This window comes from Sphingomonas sp. GW822-FHT03G08 (assembly GCF_058801135.1).
Genome location: NZ_JBXAMZ010000001.1, coordinates 857,774 through 877,230, shown reverse-complemented (window position 1 = coordinate 877,230; position 19,457 = coordinate 857,774). Strand labels below are relative to the sequence as shown.

Here is a 19,457-nt window from a genome sequence, read left to right as displayed (position 1 = left end):
GCTGGATCACGAGCAGATCGTTCCCGGCGTACCCGCGGCCAGCGGGGAGATGGTGACGGTCAATATGTCCTGATAGTTGGGGGCGGGCGTTCGCGTCTGCCCCCCTTGCAGCAGGCGCACGTTCACCGGCAGTAATATGCCCTGGTTCGGTGGTGACCCGGCCAGGCCGGCGCGGGTGCAGGTCTGGTTGATCGGCGTCGTGTTGGACGGGCTGCGCGTCTGCCCGACAAAGGTCGCCGAATAGCTCATCGACTGGGTCGCATTCGCCGGGTTGCCGCCCGGGAAGGTCAGCTTGTAGCCATTCTGCGACGTGACGCTGATGGAATAGGGACCCGAGCTGGCGACGCGGACATAGCCGGTGCGGATGATCGGCGTGTTCGTCACGTCGGTATCGGTCTTGTCGCCGACTTCTCCGAAATCCAGCGCCGGGCCGGCATAGCTGGCCTGCAGCGCGCTCAGCACATTGACGTTGATGTGGATCGCGCTCGACAGCTTGGTCGGCGTGGTGACATCGGCCATGCCGCCGGTGCCGTTGCAGACATAGAGGATGTCGAAGTCGATCGGGTTGCCCGCCGAGAGATCGACATTCGCCGGCACCGTGACGACCAGGTTGAACGGCGTCGACTGGTCGGGCTGCGAGGCGCCACCGAAATTGTAGTTGATCTCCCCCGCCGACTGCGAGTTGATCGTCGGGTGCCCCATGGTGTTGCCCTCTGTGTAGAGGATGCTCGTGCCATTGTAGAGGATCTGGTAGTTGGGCGTACCCACCGGCTTGGTCAGCACGAAGTTGACCGTCTGGGTCTTGGCCGCACCGGTGCCGAAGCGGGTCAGGATCAACGGGATCGTCACTTGCGTCAAACCGGTGGGCGAGAAGGGATCGTAGGTGATCGTCGGCGAGGCCAGTGCCTGGCCGGATACACCGCAGGTCCCCTTGCCCTGCGCCCAGGCTGGCGCGGCCCCGGCGATGCCGAGGACGCCGCAGACAGCTGCGAGCAGCGGTATCATCTTGCTCATGGCTTGGTTCCGTCCTTCGCTGCAGGCGTGAGCTCGCCAAGGCGCACCACGCCTTCGGCCTTCTCCGCGATATCAATGACGTAGCTGCTCTTCTCGGTATCGAGCATGTCGATCCGCCAGCGACCGGCGGCGAGGCCGGTGGCGGCGAAGCGGCCCTCACGGTTGGTGAACACCACAACCGGTTCACGCTCCGGATGCGCCAGCTCGGTCGCCTTGCCGGTGACCAGCGAAACAGGATCGCCGTTGCGGTCGGTCATCCGGCCCATCGCCGTCAGATTGTAGCCCGAGCCGACCTCCAGCCGATATCCGCTGCGATAGGGCGGGAAGAGGCGATAGGCACCCTGGCCAAGGTCGTATCCAGCGGGCGCGTTCGGCGCGTCGATCTTGACCGTGCGCTCCGCATAGGAGCTGAGGCTCGGCTGCAGCGCTGTGCCCAGCGCACCGGTCGAGGCCGTGTAGCCGAACTCGGTCGGATCGACGCGGATATTGGCGCCCTTCAGGCTCTCATGCCCTTTGACCACCGCGAAGCTGTCATAGATCGGCCGGCCGATCGTAAGCGCGCCGTCGGCGAGCGCGATCGCGGTGCCGAAGCGGAACGAAGTCCGCTGCCCGGTGGAGCGGCCGAAATCGTCGTCGAACGTGCCGAAATGGCTGAAGCCGAGGTCGGCGCGGTTGCCCACATAATTGCCGGCTACGCTGACGCCCGCGCCATTCTTGTCGCGCTCGATATCGGCGGCGATGTTGTACGAGCCGACGCCCTGGCCGTGCATCATGTTGTACGACAGGCGTGCCCGCTCGGTCCGCGTGTCATAGTCGGCGCGGAAGTTGGAGTAGCGGCCGAGGCGCAGGGTCAGGCTGAGCAGTCCACCCAGCCCCTTGCGGACATTGTCGCGCTCGTAGCGCAGGTCGCCGGTCATGGTCAGGCGGTCGTTGATCCGCCAGCCCATGGTGGCGCGCGCCGTGTAGAGGTCGCGCTGGCCGTCGCGTCCGCGCGAGTAGCGCCCGTCGATGCCGCCATAGATATAGTCGGTGAAGGTGTGCGAATAGCCGCCACCGGCCTCCCAGGCGAAGGGGTTGCGCGGAATCACCGTGCCGATCGGCCCGAAGTCGCGGCTGCGGCTCTCGAAGAACATTGTGATCGAGTCCGAGCGGCCATTGGGGCGCTGGATCAGCCGCTGGAAGGTTGCCAGCGCGGCGCGGCCCATGCCGATACCGTCGATATGCGAGAGCGAGAAGCTGCCCGCGAAGGTGCCGAGCGACGTGCCCCATACGGCTTCCACGCCGCCCATCACCACCCGGTTATCGGCCTGGATATTGGCACCCAGGGTGAGCGCGTCGCTCATGCCGTGCCGGAAGAAGGCGGAGACCGCCGGCTTGTTGGTATAATGCGGGCCGTGCGCCTCGAGCGGCGCCATCACGCCCGCATAGAGGCCGAATTCACTCAGCCCGGCCGAAAGCTGCGACTGGTCGAGGAAGACGTTGAAGCGCAGGACCTCGCTGCGGCCGGTATCGTCGAGGATGTTCAGGCGAACGTCGTTCGCGCCCTGGGTGAACGGGAAGTCGCGCAGGTTGTAGGTGCCCGGCGCCAGCTGGAGGCGTCGCACGAGCTCGCCATTGACATAGACCTCGACGGTCGATGAACGGGTGAGCTGGAAGCTGCGGTCGCCGCGCGGCCGCACGATTTCCTGCGGCTGCAGCACGCTGTACGACCGGAAGACGGAAACGCCCGCGATATCGGGCACCGACTGGAAGCCGCGCGTGACCGGCTGGAGGTCGCCAAGGGTCCAGCGGACCAGCCGCTTCGGATCGTCATAGACGAAGCGCGAGCCCAGTCTCTGGAAGTCGGTGGCGTTGCTGCCGGGCTGCCAGACCGCCTGGCTCTCCAGCACGACGCCCATGGTGCGGATGGCGCCGTCGAGGAACAGCACCGGCGATTGCACACCCTTGTCCGCGCCGCTCCAGAGGTAATCGACATTGCCGCGGATGTTCAGATAGGCGCTGAAATCGGCGGGTTTGACATAGGTACCGATCTTGTCCCGCTCGAGCGGGCTGACCATCACCGTGCGGGTCGCGCGGCGCTCGCTCGCGATGTCGAGCACGATCGCCAGCTGCTGCGGATCATAGTGGAGCTGGATGCCGGATGCCTGGAACGCTTCCGGGCCCAGTGCCGCCTTGCCGGCGAAGCTCGCCTGCAGGTTGCGCAGCACGTCCGGGTCGAGGACGTTGGAGAGCAGGTCCATCAGCCGCCGCGACGAGAACTCGATCGAGTCGTCGGGCTGGATGGTGACGACGATGTCACCGAGATAGACCGGGCCATCCTTCGCGGCCACCGTCAGCGTCACCGGCTTGCCGGTGGTGTTGATCCTGGCCTGCGCGTCACCGCCGGCGCTGGGCTTGGGCAGGACGATGTGGCGCTCCTGCTCCTGGGTCGTCTGTTTGGGACCATCCTCGCTGGCGCGAGCGGCCGGCGAGATGGCGAAGGGCGCGCAGCCCGCCATCAGGACGATGGCGAACCAGCGCAGGGGGCGCCTAGCCCTCGGGCGTGAATTGGGCATCGATCGTGCCTTCACTGGTGGGGAGCTGGATGGGGATGAGCAGCCGGCGGGTCTGTCCTGCGCCGACCAGGCCGAAGCCTACGGTCTGCTGGATTTCGGGCCCGGCGAGCGTGCGACGGAACACTTCCTTGCCGCTGCGATCGCGCTCGACGATCCGCAGCCGGCCCTTGGACAGATAGCCATGGGCGGGGCTGTCGTTGGTCAGGGTGATCGCGGCGATCGCCTGACCCTTCTCGTCGAGCGCCACTTCGCTCTTCGCGATCTTGAGCTCGGGCCTCGCGCCGGCGGGCCGCACGCTGACCAGCACCTGGAAGTTGTACAGGATCTGGATGGCGGACTGGCCCTGCGGCAGCTGCACCGGCAGCTGGGCGACGGTGACGTAATAGTGCTTGCTGCGGGCAAGGGCGGGGTCGCCGATATATTGCACGCGGAAGGACTGGGTCTGGCCGGGCTGGATGATCGCCTGGGGCGGGAAGATCAGCAAGTCGCCGGAGTCCTTGCCCGTGCCGTGCAGTCCGGCCTGGTCGAAGGTGAGTTCCTCGACGCGCAGCTCCACCGGAAGCGGCTGGGTGAAGGTGTTCTCCACCGTGATCGTCTGGCTCATTCCGCTGCCAGTGGGCGTCAGATCGACGACGACCGGCTGCACCGTCTCCGCCTGTACCAGCGGAGTGCTCGCGAGCATGGCGGCGGCCAGTGCCGGACCAAGAGCGAGACCACGGACCCATTTCTTCATCTGTTTTCCTCCCGGAATGCGTGGGGTGCGTCAGTCGGCGACCTGGATCTCCAGGACGATCTCGTCGGTGTAGTTGCCCGCCACGAGGGGGGCGCCGCCGCTGGCGAGGGTGAAAAGGACCGCAAGGTCGCCCGAGCGGGCGCCACTTGCGTCGATGGTGATCGGCGTGCCGTCATCGGTGCCGCGCTCGGCCTGGTCGGCGCCCCAGCGGACACCCAGCCGATAGGGCAGCAGCTGGCGGAAGGGGGCGACGCTCGCCACCGCCGCGCCGTCCCGCCGCAGCCCGCCATTGCCGCTGCGCAGCACGATGCGGTGGGGCGCGTTGCAGATGACCGGCAGCTCGACCCGGATCGTCGCCGCCAGGGGCGTCGCATCGTTCAGGCTCGCCAGCTGGTCGATCCGGATGCGGCCGGTGCCGGACGACACGGGATCGAAGCTGGCATTGGTGCCGCTGGTGCCTGCGGGGGATTTCATCAGGCAGGCGGCCGGCGCTTCACCGATGATGTCGAGGTGGCCGGTGACCGGCTGCGGCTGGTTCTGGGCCAGGGCGGCTGCCGGAAGCATTGCCAGCGCGACGGGGATCAGGATCCTCTTCATTGCTGCGGCTCCAGGGTAATGCGCAGCGTGTCGCCATAGGTGCCGGCGACAAGCGGCGCGTTTGCGCGGTGATTGGTGGCACCGGCATCGATCTCAAGGCGGAGCTGCAGCGTTCCGGTCGCGGTTTCGCTGACGAAGAGGCTGGTCTCGGCCATGCGGCGCAGCCGGGCATCGGCGAACAACGCGAGGGTCTGCGATGCCCAGTAGAGCGTGGCGCGGTAGGGAACCGCGTCGCCGAACCCTTCCGGGGCGTTGCCCACCCGCTCGCTGGTGCGCCAGAGCCCGTTGTTCTGGCTCTCCACCCGCAGCAGGTGCGGGAACGCGCAGACCGCGTCGAAGCTGATCTCGGCCGATGCCGGGCGGGTCGACAATGTCGTCCCGTCGACCAGCTGATCGATCGGCAGGCTGTTGCCGTTGATCCCGCGGAAATTGGCCTGGGCGCCACCCAGCCGCGGAGCGCCGAGCGTGCAGGTGCCTGGCACCTGGCCGGTCACGTCCATTGCCCGGACCTCGCTGATCGTCTGCGCGACGGCGGGGAGCGGGAGCAGGACCGCGATCGCGAACAAGGGGTGGCTGCGCATGTCGTGCACTCCCTCAATCGGCCACCGACAGCGTCACCGTGACCGCGCCGCGATACAGCGGATCGGAGACGAGCCGCAGCCCGGTGCCTCCGCCGGTCAGGAAGTTGTCGAGCGTGATGGTGATGTCGCTCTGGAACGCGGTGGCGCGGTTCTGCGAGGCGGCCGGGTTGCTGGCGGCGCCCGTGGTGAAGACCGCGGATGTCGGGGTCCAGCCGCTGGCGGCGGCGCGGTAGTTCACCGTCCGCGAGAAGCCGGCCGGCGGCGTGCCCGTCGCGTTCTGCGACAATAGCGGCGTCGCCTCGACAGAGATCACGCTGCGGGTGCTGCAGAACGCCCCGGTCAGGGTCCGGGTCGGCGCCGGCAGGTCGGTGCGCAGCAATCCGGTCGACGTGTCGATGAGCACGCCGAGATCGATGTTGCTGCCGCCCGTCAGCGTCCCGCCGAAGCAGAGCGAGGGTACCGTGCCGGTCACCGTAACCGTACCGCTGGAGGTGGTGCCCGTGGTCTGGGCCCATGCCGGCGCGCAGATGACCATCGAGGCGGTCAGGGCAGCGCGGAAAACCATATGCTTGTTCATGCTAGCCTCCCAATTCGGTCGGGTGAGGTGCCTGGCGGGATCAGTCTCCGCCGCCACTGAAGTTGGGCGTGAGGGTGACGATCACCTGGCCGCCATAATTGCCGGCGACGAGCAGGCCGCTCCCCGGCGTCGAGGACTGGGACAGCGTCACCCGGATGTTGCCCGAGAAGAGCCCGACATTGACGGCGCCGCCCGGACCCGGGCTCGCTGCCAGCGAACTGTCGGTCGTCGAGGTGCTGTTGGCCGCCGCCGTGGCGAGATAGTCGACCCGGGTGTCGAACCCGGAGATGGCGGGGCCTCCATAGTCGAGGTTGAGCAGCGGCTGCGCCTCGACCGTCATGGTCGCCGCGGTGCCGTTGCACCAGCCGACCAGATCGCGGAACTGGTTGTCGACGCGGGCGGTGTCGAGCCTGCCGGCAGCCGCGCCGGTGCCGCTCTGCGAGATCTCCCCGAGCGCGATGACCGCGGAGGGGACGGTGAAGAGGCAGCGATCGGCGACGGATCCGTTCACGTTCACCGTGCCAGTCGACTGCGCCAGCGCCGGAGTCGCGACCAGCGCGGCCGGAACGGCGAGCAGGAAAGAAATGCGCATGGTCGTTCTCCAGCAGAAATGTCTGGACGAGGGAGGAGAGGGGGCGGCCTCCCTCGCCCAGCACGGGTCAGGCGGACGGGCTCACGGTGAGCGCGATCACACCCGAGTAATTTCCGGCCTCCAGCATGTCGGTCGCGGTGGTGGTGTTGCCGTTCGAGACCGTGAGGACGATGTTGTTCGGCGCATTGGCCAGGTGATCGCCGACAAGCGCCGTGGTCGCGCCGGCGACGTTCGAGGTGTCGATCGCCGAGGTCGTGCCGCCGGCCGCTTTCGAGGCGACCATCGTCGCGGTGTAGTGCACCGTGTTGGTATAGCCGGCGGTCGGGGTCACGATCGCGGAGTTGACCAGTGCCGAGGCATCCACCGAGATCTGCGGATTGGCACTCGTGCAGGTGACCGTGAACGACCGGCTCAGGCCACCCACATTCGCCGAGAAGGTCGGATTGACCTTGCCGTCGGCAACGGCGAGTTCGCCCAGGTTGATGCTGCCGTTCAGGCCGCCCGCGGAAGTGCACTTGGCGGCGACCGTGCCGGTCACCGTGACATTGCCCGACACGCTCTGCGCGGCTGCCGGGACCGCCGCCAGCGCCGAACCGGCGAGAAGGGCGGTGAACAGAAGCTTCTTCATAATGCTCTCCTATTTGAAGTCGGGCAGGTCAGGCCGGAGCGGCGCGGCTGCCATTTTTCACTTGGGGTAGAAGCCCGGGGTATCTGGCGCCGGCCGCCGGGCCGAACCGGCAGGTCGCCGTCAGGGCGATGCGCTGAGCGTCACCGTCAGGACGTCGGAATAGGTACCGTTCACCAGCGCCGATGCGCCGGCATAGGGTGGGGCGGATACGCGCAGGTACGAGCCTGCCTGCAGCGTCGATGCGGCGGAAAGGCGCAGCCCCTGCGCGGTGCTTGCCGGGCCGAGGAAGCTGCAGGTGGAGCCGGTGGGCAGCGTCGATGCGGCGCAGGTGGCGTCCGCCGTCGTCCCGCCGCCATTGGCGACGAGATGCAGGCTCACATCATAGGGCGCGCGAACGGTATAGCCGGTCGGCGCGGTCCCCGTGGTGAGCAGGCCGCCATTTTGCGACACTACCGCGACGCGCGAAGGGCCGGTGCAATCGAGCACGAAGGCGAAGTCGTGCTGCAGCCCGTTCACGTCGAAATCATTCTGGTTGTAGGAGCCGCTCGGCGTGCCGCCCGTGCCGAAGCCGCATCGGCCGCCGACTGAGGCCGTTACCGGGATCGACAGGACGATCTGATTGGGCGTGCGGCCCGAATCGGGGGAATATGCGGTTGTCTGGGCAGAGGCGGCGGAGACCCACCCCATGCAGACCGCGAATGCCAGATGCGTCCTTGTGCGCATGTCCTCACCCTTCTGGTTCGCGACACTCTCGGCATCGCGCCTTGCTCAGAAGGATGGTGAACAAACCGTTAGGTAGAACTTGTGGTCTTCCACATGTCGGTAATTGCGTATTATATCGATAATACACAGATCAATGATCTGATATCATTCGCTTTATTTTCGCCCGAACTTTCGCTTGCCGCGCATCGTCTCGATTCGGAGCATTGCCGGGCCCAGAATCGTCGCGGATTGACGCGATCCGCGTTTTCGGGACGGCCCTTGGAGGAGAGGGCACTCCGGTGCCCGGGCCTGCGAACCGCACGGATCGTGCCGGTCCTCAGGCACCCGATCGAGCGATTTTTCCTGAAAAACGTAGGGTAAATGCATCTCAACGCGGTCGATTTAGATTGCGTTAACACCTTGTGCCGCACCGGGACATCGAACGTTTCACCTATGTCACGAGTGCCACTCGAACGAATTGCGTGATGGGCGATCCCACGAGCGTCCCAGTCTTCCCGGCTTGCCGTGGAGGGCGCGTTTGCACGTCTGCGTAGCGTCAGGAGAGTAACGATGTTCACGACCGCTGGATCGATCCGCAAGGCCACGAATGTTTCTCCGTTTCGCCGCCGGAAATTGCTGGCGGGTGCGGGCGGCGCGGCGCTTGCCCTGGCGCTGTTCCTGCCCTCGGCGGCCTGGGCAGACGACTATGTCGTGACCAGCGAAGCCGAGCTGCAGGCGGCGCTGACCGTCATCGCCGGCAATGCGGACCCCAATCCCCGGATCGTGCTGGGTGCCAGCTTCAGCGTATCGACCGCCACCTTCACCCTGCCGAACAAGCCGGTCACGATCGACACCCAGGGCTTCGTGCTGACCGGCCCCAATACCGGTCCGGGCATGCTCATCGCTGGGCCCTCGGGCTCCAATACCCTGGTCCTGGCAGGCAATTTCTCCGGCAATGCCGGCGCGACCTCGGGCGCCTTGTCGCTGACCGGCACGGGCATCGTCACCAGCAGCGCCACGATCCGCGGCAACTCGGTCAGCAATGCGGGCCAGGATCCGGGCATCGCCCTCAGCCTGAACGGCACCGGGACCTTCGTGAACAACGGCACGATCGCGGCCGGCGACTCGATCTCCTATGCGCACAGCCTGACGGGCGACAATTCGGGCGTGGCCGTATCGATCAACACTGGCGGCACGCTGATCAACAACAGCCTGATCCAGGGTTCGAACGGGCAGAGCGGCAGCGATGGGTTCGCCATCTATTCGCGCAACATCGGCCAGACCTCCTTCATCATCAACAACGGGACGATCCGCGGCGGATCGAACAGCGATCCCGCCTTCACCGGCGGCGCGGCGATCCGCGGCATCGGCTCCTCGCTGCTGACGCTCACCAATGCCGGCACGATCGAAGGCGGCAACGGCGCCGCTGCGATCCAGAGCTTCAACCAGGCCTGGTCGGTCAAGATCATCAACACGGGCACGATCCGGGCGGGCGCCGGCAGTACCGATGCCATCCGCATGGATACCAATGGCGGCACCCGCCTCTACCTCGAGCTATGGGCAACCTCGAACATCGAGGGCAACGTGACCGCCAGCGTGAGCGGCACCGAAGTCCTGGGCTTCGGCGGCGCCACCGATGCGAGCTTCGACATCTCCCAGGTCTCGCCCACCGGCAAGTATCGCAACTTCGACACTTCCGACAAATTCGAGAAGAACGGCGCCAGCACCTGGACGCTGACCGGCACCAACGCGATGCTGATGGACTGGACCATCAACCAGGGCACGCTGCAGGTCGGCGACGGAGGCGCCGCGAGCGTGGCATTCCGCCAGCTGGTCGACAACGGCATCCTCGTCTTCAACAGCAGCGCCGCCAACACGGTGAGCAGCTTCATCAGCGGTATCGGATCGATCGTCCAGAGCGGATCGGGCACGACGACGCTGGTAGCAAACACCAACACCTATAGCGGCGGCACGACGATCACCGGCGGCAAGCTGTCGATAAGCTCGAACGGCGCGCTCGGGGATGTATCCGGCGCGCTAACGATCGATGGCGGTACGCTCCAGTGGACCGGGGCAAGCGGCAGCATAGCGCGCACGCTCAACTGGGGCGCGAGCGGCGGCGGCTTCGAGATCACTACTGCCGGCAGCAATCTGACCATAGGCCAGTTGGTGGGCGGCGGCGCGCTGGTCAAATCGGGTGTGGGCGTACTCACCCTGGTGGGCGACAACAGCTACACCGGGGTCACGACGATCGCTTCCGGCACGCTGAACATCGGCAATGGCGGCACTACCGGTTCGGTCCTGGGCGATATCATCGACAATGGCACCTTGGCGTTCAACCGGACGGATGCCTTCACCTATGCCGGTTCGATCACCGGCACCGGTGGCCTGTCCAAGCCGAACACCGGGGCGCTCACGCTCACCGGCCAGAACAATTACGGCAGCGGGACGACCATTTCCGGAGGCCAGCTCCTCATCGCTGGGGGCGGAACGACCACCTCCGGCGGCGCCACCTCGATCAATGTCAACACGGTCGTCCCGGCCATTCTCGGCGTCGACGGGGCGGGCTCGGCCTTCAGCACCACCGCGATCACCGGCGCGGCGAACCTAAACCGGACGATGACGGTCAGCGTCACCAATGGTGGCCATCTCACGACCACGACCGGCGACATCTCGCTGCGGGCCTCCACGGTCTCGGCCGCCTCGACCAACACGGCCGAGCTGCTCGTCGACGGGGCGGGCTCGCGGGCCGATGTGGCGGGCGGGCTGGTGCTCGCCGGCTCGAGCGTCACCAACGGCAAGCTCACGATTGGCGCGGGCGGCTCGCTCCGCACCGCGGGCGCCAGCACCATCGGTTTCGCGACGGGCAACACCCGCGGGGTGCCGACGGCCACGATCACGGGCGCCGGATCGAACTGGATCAGCACCAGTTCGCTGGTGATGAGCAATGGCGACTTCACGCTGAGCCAGGGCGGCGCGGCGAGCTTCTCCGCTGCCACCTTCGGAACGGCGACGCTGCCGGCGAAGCTCACCATCTCGGACGCCAATTCCAGCTTCACCACCACCAGCGGCGATCTGGTGATCGGCAGCGGCGCGGGCACCGGCGAGCTCGTCCTCAGCAATGGCGCCTCGGTGGCTCTCGCCGGATCGCTGGTTCTGGCCGATGCCGGCACCGCGACCGGCATCCTCAGCATCGGCGCTGCCGAGGGCGAGAACGGTGTCGCGGCGGGTGCGTTCACCGCGCCGGCGGTCACCCTGGGAAGCGCCACCTCGCGCCTCAGCTTCAATCACACCGACAGCGATTATCTGTTCAGCGCCGCGATCTCGGGCGCGGGGGTGATCAACCAGGTTCAGGGCGTCACCAACCTGACCGGCAACAGCAACGGTTTTGCCGGCACCGTGAACGTCTCGAACAGCACTGGCAACGGCAGCACGCTTCGCGTCAATGGCACGCTGGGCAATGCGGCCAGCCTGGTCAATGTGTCGAACGGCGGCCGGCTGGGCGGCGCCGGCACGATCGGCGGCAACGTCGTCGTCACCGACGGCATCCTGGCCCCCGGCAACAGCCCGGGTACGCTCACCATTGCGGGGGATCTCAGCCTCGGGAACAATTCGCTGCTCGATTACGAGTTCGGCCATTCCGACGTGGTCGGCGGCCCGCTCAACGATCTCACGCAAGTCGGCGGGAACCTGACGCTCGACGGCACGATCGACGTCACCGTCACGCCGGGCGGCGAGTTCGGTGTCGGTGTCTACCGCGTGCTCAGCTATGGCGGATCGCTCACCGACAATGGCCTGAATATCGGCACGGTGCCGGCAGGCGGCATCGTCGTCGCCCAGACCTCGGTCGCCGGGCAGGTGAACCTGGTCAATTATGCCGGTGCCGCGCTCAATTTCTGGGACGGCAACGGCGCGCGCGGCGACGGCGTGATCACCGGCGGCACCGGCGTGTGGCAGGCCGGTGGCGGCAACGACAACTGGACGCTCGATACCGGCGCGGCCAACAGCGCCTATACCGACGGCAATTTCGCGATCTTCATGGCTGCGCCGGGCACGGTGACGGTCGATGCCGGCCTGGGCGCGGTGAACGCGTCGGGCATGCAGTTCGCCAGCAGCGGCTATCTGGTCACCGGCGACGGGATCGGGCTGGTCGCGCCGCAATCGATCGTCCGGGTGGGCGACGGCACCGCGGCGGGGGCGGGCTACACCGCGACGATCGCCAGCGCGCTGGGCGGATCGGGCCAGCTGGTGAAGACGGATCTCGGCACGCTCGTGCTGACCGGCGTCAATAGCTACACGGGCGGCACCGCGATCAATGGCGGCGTGCTGCAGGTGGCGAGCGACGCCAGTCTGGGCGACGCGGCGGGCGGGGTGAGCTTCAGCAATGGCACGCTGCGGGTCGCCGGCGACATGACGTCGAACCGCGGCGTGGTGCTGGCGGGGGCGGCGGCGGTCACCACCACCGCGGGATCGGACTGGGTGCTGACCGGCAATGTCGGCGGCGCCGGCGCGCTCACGATCAGCACCGACAATACCGTGACGCTGACCGGGGACGTCGCGCACACCGGCGGCACCACGATCACCGGTACCGGCTCACTGCTCATCGGCAATGGCGGCACCAGCGGCACGATCGCGGGTAGCATCGTCAACAACGCCAATATCCAGTTCAATCGCGCGGATGCCTCCACTTTTGCCGGTTCGATCACCGGTTCGGGCAATTTCAGCAAGCTCGGCGCCGGACAACTGAATCTCTCCAGCAACAGCACCTGGACCGGCTCCGCGCTGATCCAGCAGGGTGAGCTTCGCATCGCCAACGGCAACAGCGTGACCGCCGCAAACCAGACGGGGGTCACCAATGGCGGTACGCTCACCGTCTCCGGTACCGGATCGACTTTCACGACCGGGTTCATCAACGTATCGGGCAGCGGCAACGGCGTATCGACCATCAATGTGGAAAATGGCGGCGTACTGCGGACCACGCTGGGCGGCCTTGCCCTCCGGTCGGGGCCGCCGGCGCCCGCTGCCGCAGCGAACCTCAACATCACCGGCGCCGGCTCGCTGGCCGACCTGCTCGGCCCGCTGACCGTCGCCAGCAGCGCAGGGACGTCGATCGGGAACGTCACGATCAGTGGCGGCGGCGCGCTGCGTTCCGCCGGTGCCAACCTGGTAGGCGCGGCGGTGGGCAACGTCACCGTTCCCACGCTCACGATCACCGGCACCGGTTCAAACTGGACCAGCACCGGCACGCTGGCGATGACCAATGGCGACTTCTCGTTGCTCGACGGCGGCGCGGCGAGCTTCACCTCCGCCGTAATCGGATCGGCCACCACGCGACCGGCCGCGCTGCTGGTCTCGGGCCCGGCCTCCGTCTTCACGACGAGCGGTGACCTTACGGTCGGGACCGGTGCAGGCACTGGCGTGCTCACCCTTGCCGCAGGCGGCAGCATCGCGGTGGGCGGCGCCTTCACCCTGGCCGACAATGCCGGGGCCACCGGCGTGCTCAACATCGGCGGCGCCGAGGGTGCGGCGGCGGCCGCGGCGGGCCTGTTTGGTCCGGGGTCGCTCAACCTGGGCAGCACGACTTCGCGGATCAATTTCAACCACACCGATCCGGCTTATACCTTCGCCGCACTGCTGAGCGGCACCGGAAGTCTCAACCAGACCGCCGGTACGACGATCCTGAGCGGCGCCAACAGCTATGGCGGCGTCACTAACGTCACTGGCGGCACGTTGCTGATCAACGGCGACCAGTCGGCGGCGACCGGGCTCACCACTGTGGCGGCGGCGGGCACGCTGGGCGGCACGGGCATCATTGGCGGCGGCGTCGACCTGGCCGGCACGCTGGCGGCTGGTTCGAACGGCGTCGGCACGCTGACGATCGGCGGCGACCTCAACCTGGCTTCGAGCGCGCACCTCGCCTTCGAGCTGGGCCAGGCCTATGCCGTGGGCGGACCGCTCAACGATCTGGTCAATGTCAGTGGCAGTTTGGTGCTCGATGGCACGGTCGACGTGACGACCTCGACGGGCGGAAGCTTCGACGTCGGTATCTACCGCATCCTCAACTATGCGGGCTCACTCACCAACAACGGGCTCGTCATCGGCGCCCAGCCGGCGGGAGCGGACACCTTCGTCCAGACTTCGGTCGCGGGCCAGGTGAACCTGGTCAATATCGGCGGGCTGACGCTGAACTTCTGGGACGGCGCCGCCGGTCCGAAGTTCGACGGCGCGATCGCCGGTGGTAACGGCGTCTGGCAGGCGCATGCTGGCAACGACAACTGGACCGAACTGAGCGGCGCGCTCAACGCCGGTTTCTCGGACGGCGCGATCACCATCTTCACCGCAAATGCGGGAACGGTAACGGTCGACAACAGCCAGGGTGCGGTGACCGCCTCGGGCATGCAGTTCGCCACCAACGGCTATGCGATCACCGGCGACGCAGTGACGCTCACCGGGACGCAGGCGGTGATCCGCGTTGGGGACGGCACTGCCGCGGGCGCGGGCTATACCGCGACGATCGCGAGTGCTCTGACCGGCGCGAGCCAGCTCGTGAAGACCGATCTGGGTACGCTCGTGCTGACGGGTGCCAACAGCTATGCGGGCGGTACCCGGATTGAGGGCGGCACGCTCCAGATCGGCAATGGCGGCAGCATCACCGGCGACGTCGTGAACAACGCCGCGCTGGCGGTGAACCGCACCGGCACGCTGGCGCTGGACGGCGCGATCTCGGGCAGCGGCACGCTCACTCAGTCGGGCGGCGGTACGCTGATCCTGAACGGTGTGAACAGCTATTCGGGGGGCACCACGATCACGGGTTCGAGCATCCTGCAGATCTCGAGCGACGCGAATCTCGGCGCAACGACCGGCCTGCTGGCGCTACAGGGCGGCACGCTCCGTGCCGGCGCCTCCTTCACCTCGAACCGTGCGATTACGCTCGGCAGCGGCACTTCCAACCAGATCGACGTCCAAGGCTTCGATGTCACGCTGGGCGGCGTGATCGGCAACGGCGCCGGCAACATGACGGGGAACTTCCTCGACAAGCTGGGCACCGGCACGCTGACTCTCGCCGGCGTGAACAGCTATTCGAACCGGACCCTGATCGCGGCCGGCACGCTGGCCTTGGCGGGCGCGAGTACGATCGGCGCGGGCAACCTGATCGTCGGCGCGGGCACCGTGTTCGACATCTCCCAGGTGAATACGGGCGCGCGGGTTATCCAGCTGAACAGCGGGGCGGCGGGGACAATCGCGCTCGGCTCCAAGGTACTGACGCTCGGTGCCACCCTCTCGTTCAGCGACTGGTCCGGCAGCATCGCCGATGGCGGCATCGCCGGCGGCACGGGCGGCAGCGTTGTGATCCAGGCGCCGAGCGGCGCGGTGCGCTTCTATACGGCGCAGAGCTACTCCGGCGGCACCACAGTCAATGGCGGCACGCTTGCACTGATCGGCAATGGTGCGCTCTATGCGGGCGGCGCGGTGGCGGTGAGCACCGGCGCGGCGTTCGACATCAGCGGCGTCACTGGCCCGGGCACTGTAGTCGGCGACCTGTCGGGTGCGGGCGCGATTGCGCTCGGTGGCAACGTGCTGAGCTTCGGCACCGCCAATAGCACCAGCTTCGCCGGCACAATCTCGGGTAGCGGCGGCCTGGTGAAATCCGGCACAGGCACCGTCACCTTGTCGGGCGCGAACAGCTATACTGGTACCACCAGCGTCACCGGCGGTACGCTGCTGGTCAATGGCAACCAGTCGGCGGCAACCGGCCTGACCAGCATCGGCAGCGGCGCGACGCTGGGCGGTTCGGGCATCCTCGGCGGCGACGTTCTGATCGGGGACGGCGGCACCCTCGCACCGGGCAACAGCCCGGGCACGCTCACCATCAATGGCGGGCTGACCCTGTCGGTGGGTTCGGCCCTGGCCTATGAGTTCGGTGCGGCCAATGCGGTTGGCAGCCCGCTCAACGACCTGGTCAATGTCGGCGGCAACCTGGTGCTTGATGGCACGATCAACGTCGCGGTGAGCGCGGGCGGCGCGTTCGATATCGGTCTCTATCGGATCGCCAACTATGGTGGCACGCTGACCGATAACGGCCTCGCCATCGGGACGACGCCGGCGGGCGCCGAGCTCAGCGTGCAGACCGCGATCGCGGGCCAGGTCAACCTGGTCAACACCGGCTCGGCGGTGCTCAACTTCTGGGACGGTGCTGCCGGCCCGAAGTTCGATGGCGCGATCGCCGGCGGCAGCGGCGTGTGGCAAGCGACTGGCACCGACAACTGGACCGATGTCAGTGGCGCGGTGAACTCGGCGTTCGACAACGGTGCGGTCGCGATCTTCGCCGGCACGGCCGGCACGGTGACTGTCGACAACAGCCAGGGCGCGGTGACTGCCGCGGGCCTGCAGTTCGCGGCCACCGGAACCTATGTCATCCAGGGTGGCGCGCTGACCCTCACCGGCCCGCAATCGGTGATCCGTGTCGGCGATGGCAGCGCAGCGGGCAATGGTTTCATTGCCGACATCCAGTCGGTGATCGTCGGCAACACCCAGCTGGTGAAGGCCGATATCGGCCGGCTCATCCTGGGCGGCACCAATACCTATACCGGCGGCACCGCGATCAACGGTGGCGTGCTGCAGATCGCGAGCGACGCCAATCTGGGCGCGGCTTCGGGCGGCCTCAGCTTCAATGGCGGCACGCTCAACACCACCGCCAATATCAGCTCCGCACGCGCCGTTGCCCTTGCCGGGCAGGGCGTGTTCTCCACCGATACGGGTACGACGCTGGCCTTGACCGGCGCGATCAGCGGCACGGGCAGCCTCGGCAAGACCGGTGCGGGTACGCTGGTGCTTGGCGGCACCGGCAGCTTCACCGGTGGCGCTCAGGTCGTGCAGGGTACGTTGCTGGTGAACGGCAACTATGCCGCGGCGAACGGCACTACCAGCATCGCCGCGGGTGCAACGCTCGGCGGTACCGGCACGCTCGGCGGTAACGTGACCTTGAACGGCACGCTGGCGCCCGGTGCCGGCGGTGCGGGCACTCTGACGATCGGCGGCAACCTGTCGATCGCCCAGGGCGCGACACTTGGCTATGAGTTCGGCTCGGCGAACGTCGCAGGCGGCGCCCTCAACGATCTGGTCAATGTCGGCGGCAACCTGGTGCTCGACGGCACGATCAACGTAAGCCAGACTACCGGCGGCCTGTTCAGCGCCGGGGTCTACCGCGTCTTCAACTATGGCGGCGCGCTCACCGATAATGGTCTGACTCTCGGCGCGCTGCCGGCCGGCAGCAACGTTGCGGTGCAGACTTCGATCGCCGGCCAGGTCAATCTGGTCAACTTCGCCGGCCTCACGCTGAACTTCTGGGACGGCGCCGCCGGCCCCAAGAACAATGGCGCGATCAATGGCGGCACCGGCGCCTGGCAGGGCAGCACCGGCAACGACAACTGGGCCGATGCCTCGGGCGCGGTCAACGCACCCTATAGCAACGGCGCCTTCGCAGTGTTCGGCGGTACCGCCGGCACCGTCACGGTCGACAACGGTCTTGGTCAGGTCGCTGCTTCGGGCATGCAGTTCACGGTGGGCGGCTACACCGTTACCGGCGGTGCGATCCTGCTCACCGGTGCCCAGGCGGTGATCCGCGTCGGCGACGGCAGCACCGCGGGTGCGGGCTATACCGCGACGATCAATGCCGCGCTCACCGGCGCGAGCCAGTTGGTCAAGACCGATGCGGGCACGCTCGTCCTGGGCGGCACCAACAGCTACACCGGTGGCACGCTGGTCACCGGCGGAACCGTGCAGATCGCAAGCGATGCCAATCTGGGCGCGGCTGCGGGTGGCGTCACTCTCGATGGCGGCACCCTTGCCACCACCGCGTCGCTCGCCAGCGCCCGCAACCTCGGCCTCCAGGGCGCTGGCATCGTTTCGACAGCCACCGGAACGAGCTTCACCCTGAGCGGCCTGCTCTCGGGCACGGCCAATCTCACCAAGGCCGGCGCCGGCACGCTGGTTCTGGGCGGCACCAGCACCGGTTATGCAGGCACCACCCGGGTAGCGGGGGGCACGCTGGCGGTGACGGGCGTCCTTGGCGGCACCGTCAATATCGATGCGGCCGGGCGTCTTGAGGGCACCGGCACCGTGGGCGTGGTCACCAATGCGGGTACGATCGCGCCGGGCCTTTCCGGGGTCGGTACGCTTACCCTTACCGGCAACTACACCGGCTCCAATGGTACGCTTGAGATCGAAGCCGAGCTTGGCGGCGACGGCGCGCGGGCTGACCGGCTCGTCGTCGGTGGCGCTACTGCGGGCACCACATTGGTCAAGGTTACCAATGTGGGCGGTACGGGCGCACCTACTATTGAGGGCATCAAGATCGTCGATGTCGCGGGAGCCTCGAACGGCGTGTTCACGCTCGACGGCGACTATGTCTTCGAGGGTGCCCCGGCGCTGATCGCCGGTGCCTATGGCTACCGGCTCTACAAGAACGGTGTATCCACGCCGACCGATGGTGACTGGTATCTTCGCTCGAGCCTGCTGAGCCCGGTGGCCCCGCCGGCAACGCCGCTCTACCAGCCGGGCGTTCCCGTCTACGAAGCCTATGGCCAGACGCTGGCGACGCTCAACACTATCGGTACGATGCAGGAGCGCGTCGGTAATCGCCGCTGGAGCGCAGGCAGCGATGGCATTTCGGGTATCTGGGGCCGGATGGAAAGCGCCCGCTCGCGCCCCAATGCCGTGCAGTCGACCAGCCTTTCCGACGTGAATGTCGACAGCTGGACGGTCGAGCTTGGCGCGGACCAGGTCGTCAGCACCCGCAGCGACGGCGCAACCCTCGTGGTCGGCCTGCTCGGTGGCTATGGCGAAGCGCGGGCGAACATCGCTTCGCCTTTCGGCAACGGCAGCATCAAGACGCAGGGCTACAGCGTCGGTGCGACGCTTAGCTGGTTCGGGCCGCAGGGATTCTATGTTGATGGCCGGGCGCAGTTCACCTGGTTCGATAGCAAGCTTAAATCGACCATTCTCGGCAAGCTGGCCGACAGCAACAACGGCACCGGCCAGGCTTACAGCGTCGAAGTCGGCAAGCGCTCGCCGCTGTCGGGCAGCCTGTCGGTGACGCCGCAGATCCAGATGGCCTATTCGACCGTCGGGTTCGATCGCTTCACCGATCCGAACGGCGCAACGATCTCGTCGCGCCTCGGCGACAGCCTGAAGACGCGCTGGGGAATCTCGCTCGATCGCCAGGACGACCGCAGCCACATCTATGGCGTGGTCAACCTCAGCTACGAGTGGCTCGACGGCACCGTGACCGAGGTCTCGGGCACGCCGATCGCGCGCAGCAACGAGCGGCTGTGGAGCGAACTCGGCCTGGGCGGCAGCGTGGCGGTGGGCCGCGTCACCTTGTTCAGCGAGCTCTCCGCCAACACCGCGATCCACGACTTCGCCAAGAGCTACAGCCTCAAGGGCGTTGGCGGGCTTCGCCTGGCATTCTGACCGGGG

The 19,457-nt window shown here is 67.2% G+C and carries 10 protein-coding genes; 1 reads left to right on the top strand and 9 read right to left on the bottom strand.

The features are described from left to right. Positions 1-6 precede the first annotated feature (6 nt). From AC1RJ5_RS03800 to AC1RJ5_RS03760, 9 genes are all read right to left on the bottom strand, one after another. Positions 7-1,014, bottom strand: coding sequence for a hypothetical protein (locus tag AC1RJ5_RS03800; RefSeq protein ID WP_269575035.1), 1,008 nt, complete (start codon positions 1,012-1,014; stop codon positions 7-9). Continuing rightward, on the bottom strand, positions 1,011-3,569 hold the full coding sequence (locus AC1RJ5_RS03795) for a fimbria/pilus outer membrane usher protein (protein WP_342250185.1): 2,559 nt from the start codon (positions 3,567-3,569) through the stop codon (positions 1,011-1,013). Before AC1RJ5_RS03795 ends, AC1RJ5_RS03800 begins: the two co-directional genes overlap by 4 nt. Continuing rightward, positions 3,544-4,302, bottom strand: a complete 759-nt coding sequence (locus AC1RJ5_RS03790; protein WP_269575037.1) for a fimbrial biogenesis chaperone — start codon at positions 4,300-4,302, stop codon at positions 3,544-3,546. Before AC1RJ5_RS03790 ends, AC1RJ5_RS03795 begins: the two co-directional genes overlap by 26 nt. A 30-nt stretch (positions 4,303-4,332) precedes the next feature. Then, the gene (locus AC1RJ5_RS03785; protein ID WP_269575038.1) at positions 4,333-4,899 is read right to left on the bottom strand and encodes a hypothetical protein; all 567 of its coding nucleotides are present in this window, start codon (positions 4,897-4,899) and stop codon (positions 4,333-4,335) included. Then, positions 4,896-5,480, bottom strand: a complete 585-nt coding sequence (locus AC1RJ5_RS03780) for a hypothetical protein (RefSeq protein WP_269575039.1) — start codon at positions 5,478-5,480, stop codon at positions 4,896-4,898. Before AC1RJ5_RS03780 ends, AC1RJ5_RS03785 begins: the two co-directional genes overlap by 4 nt. Positions 5,481-5,493: 13 nt before the next feature. Continuing rightward, positions 5,494-6,057 (bottom strand): hypothetical protein, encoded by a 564-nt coding sequence (locus tag AC1RJ5_RS03775; RefSeq protein ID WP_184166972.1) that lies wholly within the window; start codon positions 6,055-6,057, stop codon positions 5,494-5,496. Between the two features lie 40 nt (positions 6,058-6,097). Then, positions 6,098-6,649, bottom strand: a complete 552-nt coding sequence (locus tag AC1RJ5_RS03770; protein ID WP_184166969.1) for a hypothetical protein — start codon at positions 6,647-6,649, stop codon at positions 6,098-6,100. A 67-nt stretch (positions 6,650-6,716) separates the two neighbouring features. Next, entirely contained in the window at positions 6,717-7,277 is a 561-nt protein-coding gene (locus tag AC1RJ5_RS03765; RefSeq protein ID WP_184166966.1) for a hypothetical protein, read from the bottom strand. Positions 7,278-7,397: 120 nt separating this feature from the next. Further along, positions 7,398-8,000, bottom strand: a complete 603-nt coding sequence (locus AC1RJ5_RS03760; RefSeq protein WP_184166963.1) for a hypothetical protein — start codon at positions 7,998-8,000, stop codon at positions 7,398-7,400. Between the two features lie 549 nt (positions 8,001-8,549). Between AC1RJ5_RS03760 and AC1RJ5_RS03755 the strand changes: the two genes are divergently transcribed. Further along, positions 8,550-19,451 (top strand): autotransporter outer membrane beta-barrel domain-containing protein, encoded by a 10,902-nt coding sequence (locus AC1RJ5_RS03755; RefSeq protein ID WP_493111800.1) that lies wholly within the window; start codon positions 8,550-8,552, stop codon positions 19,449-19,451. The last annotated feature ends 6 nt before the right edge of the window (positions 19,452-19,457 follow it).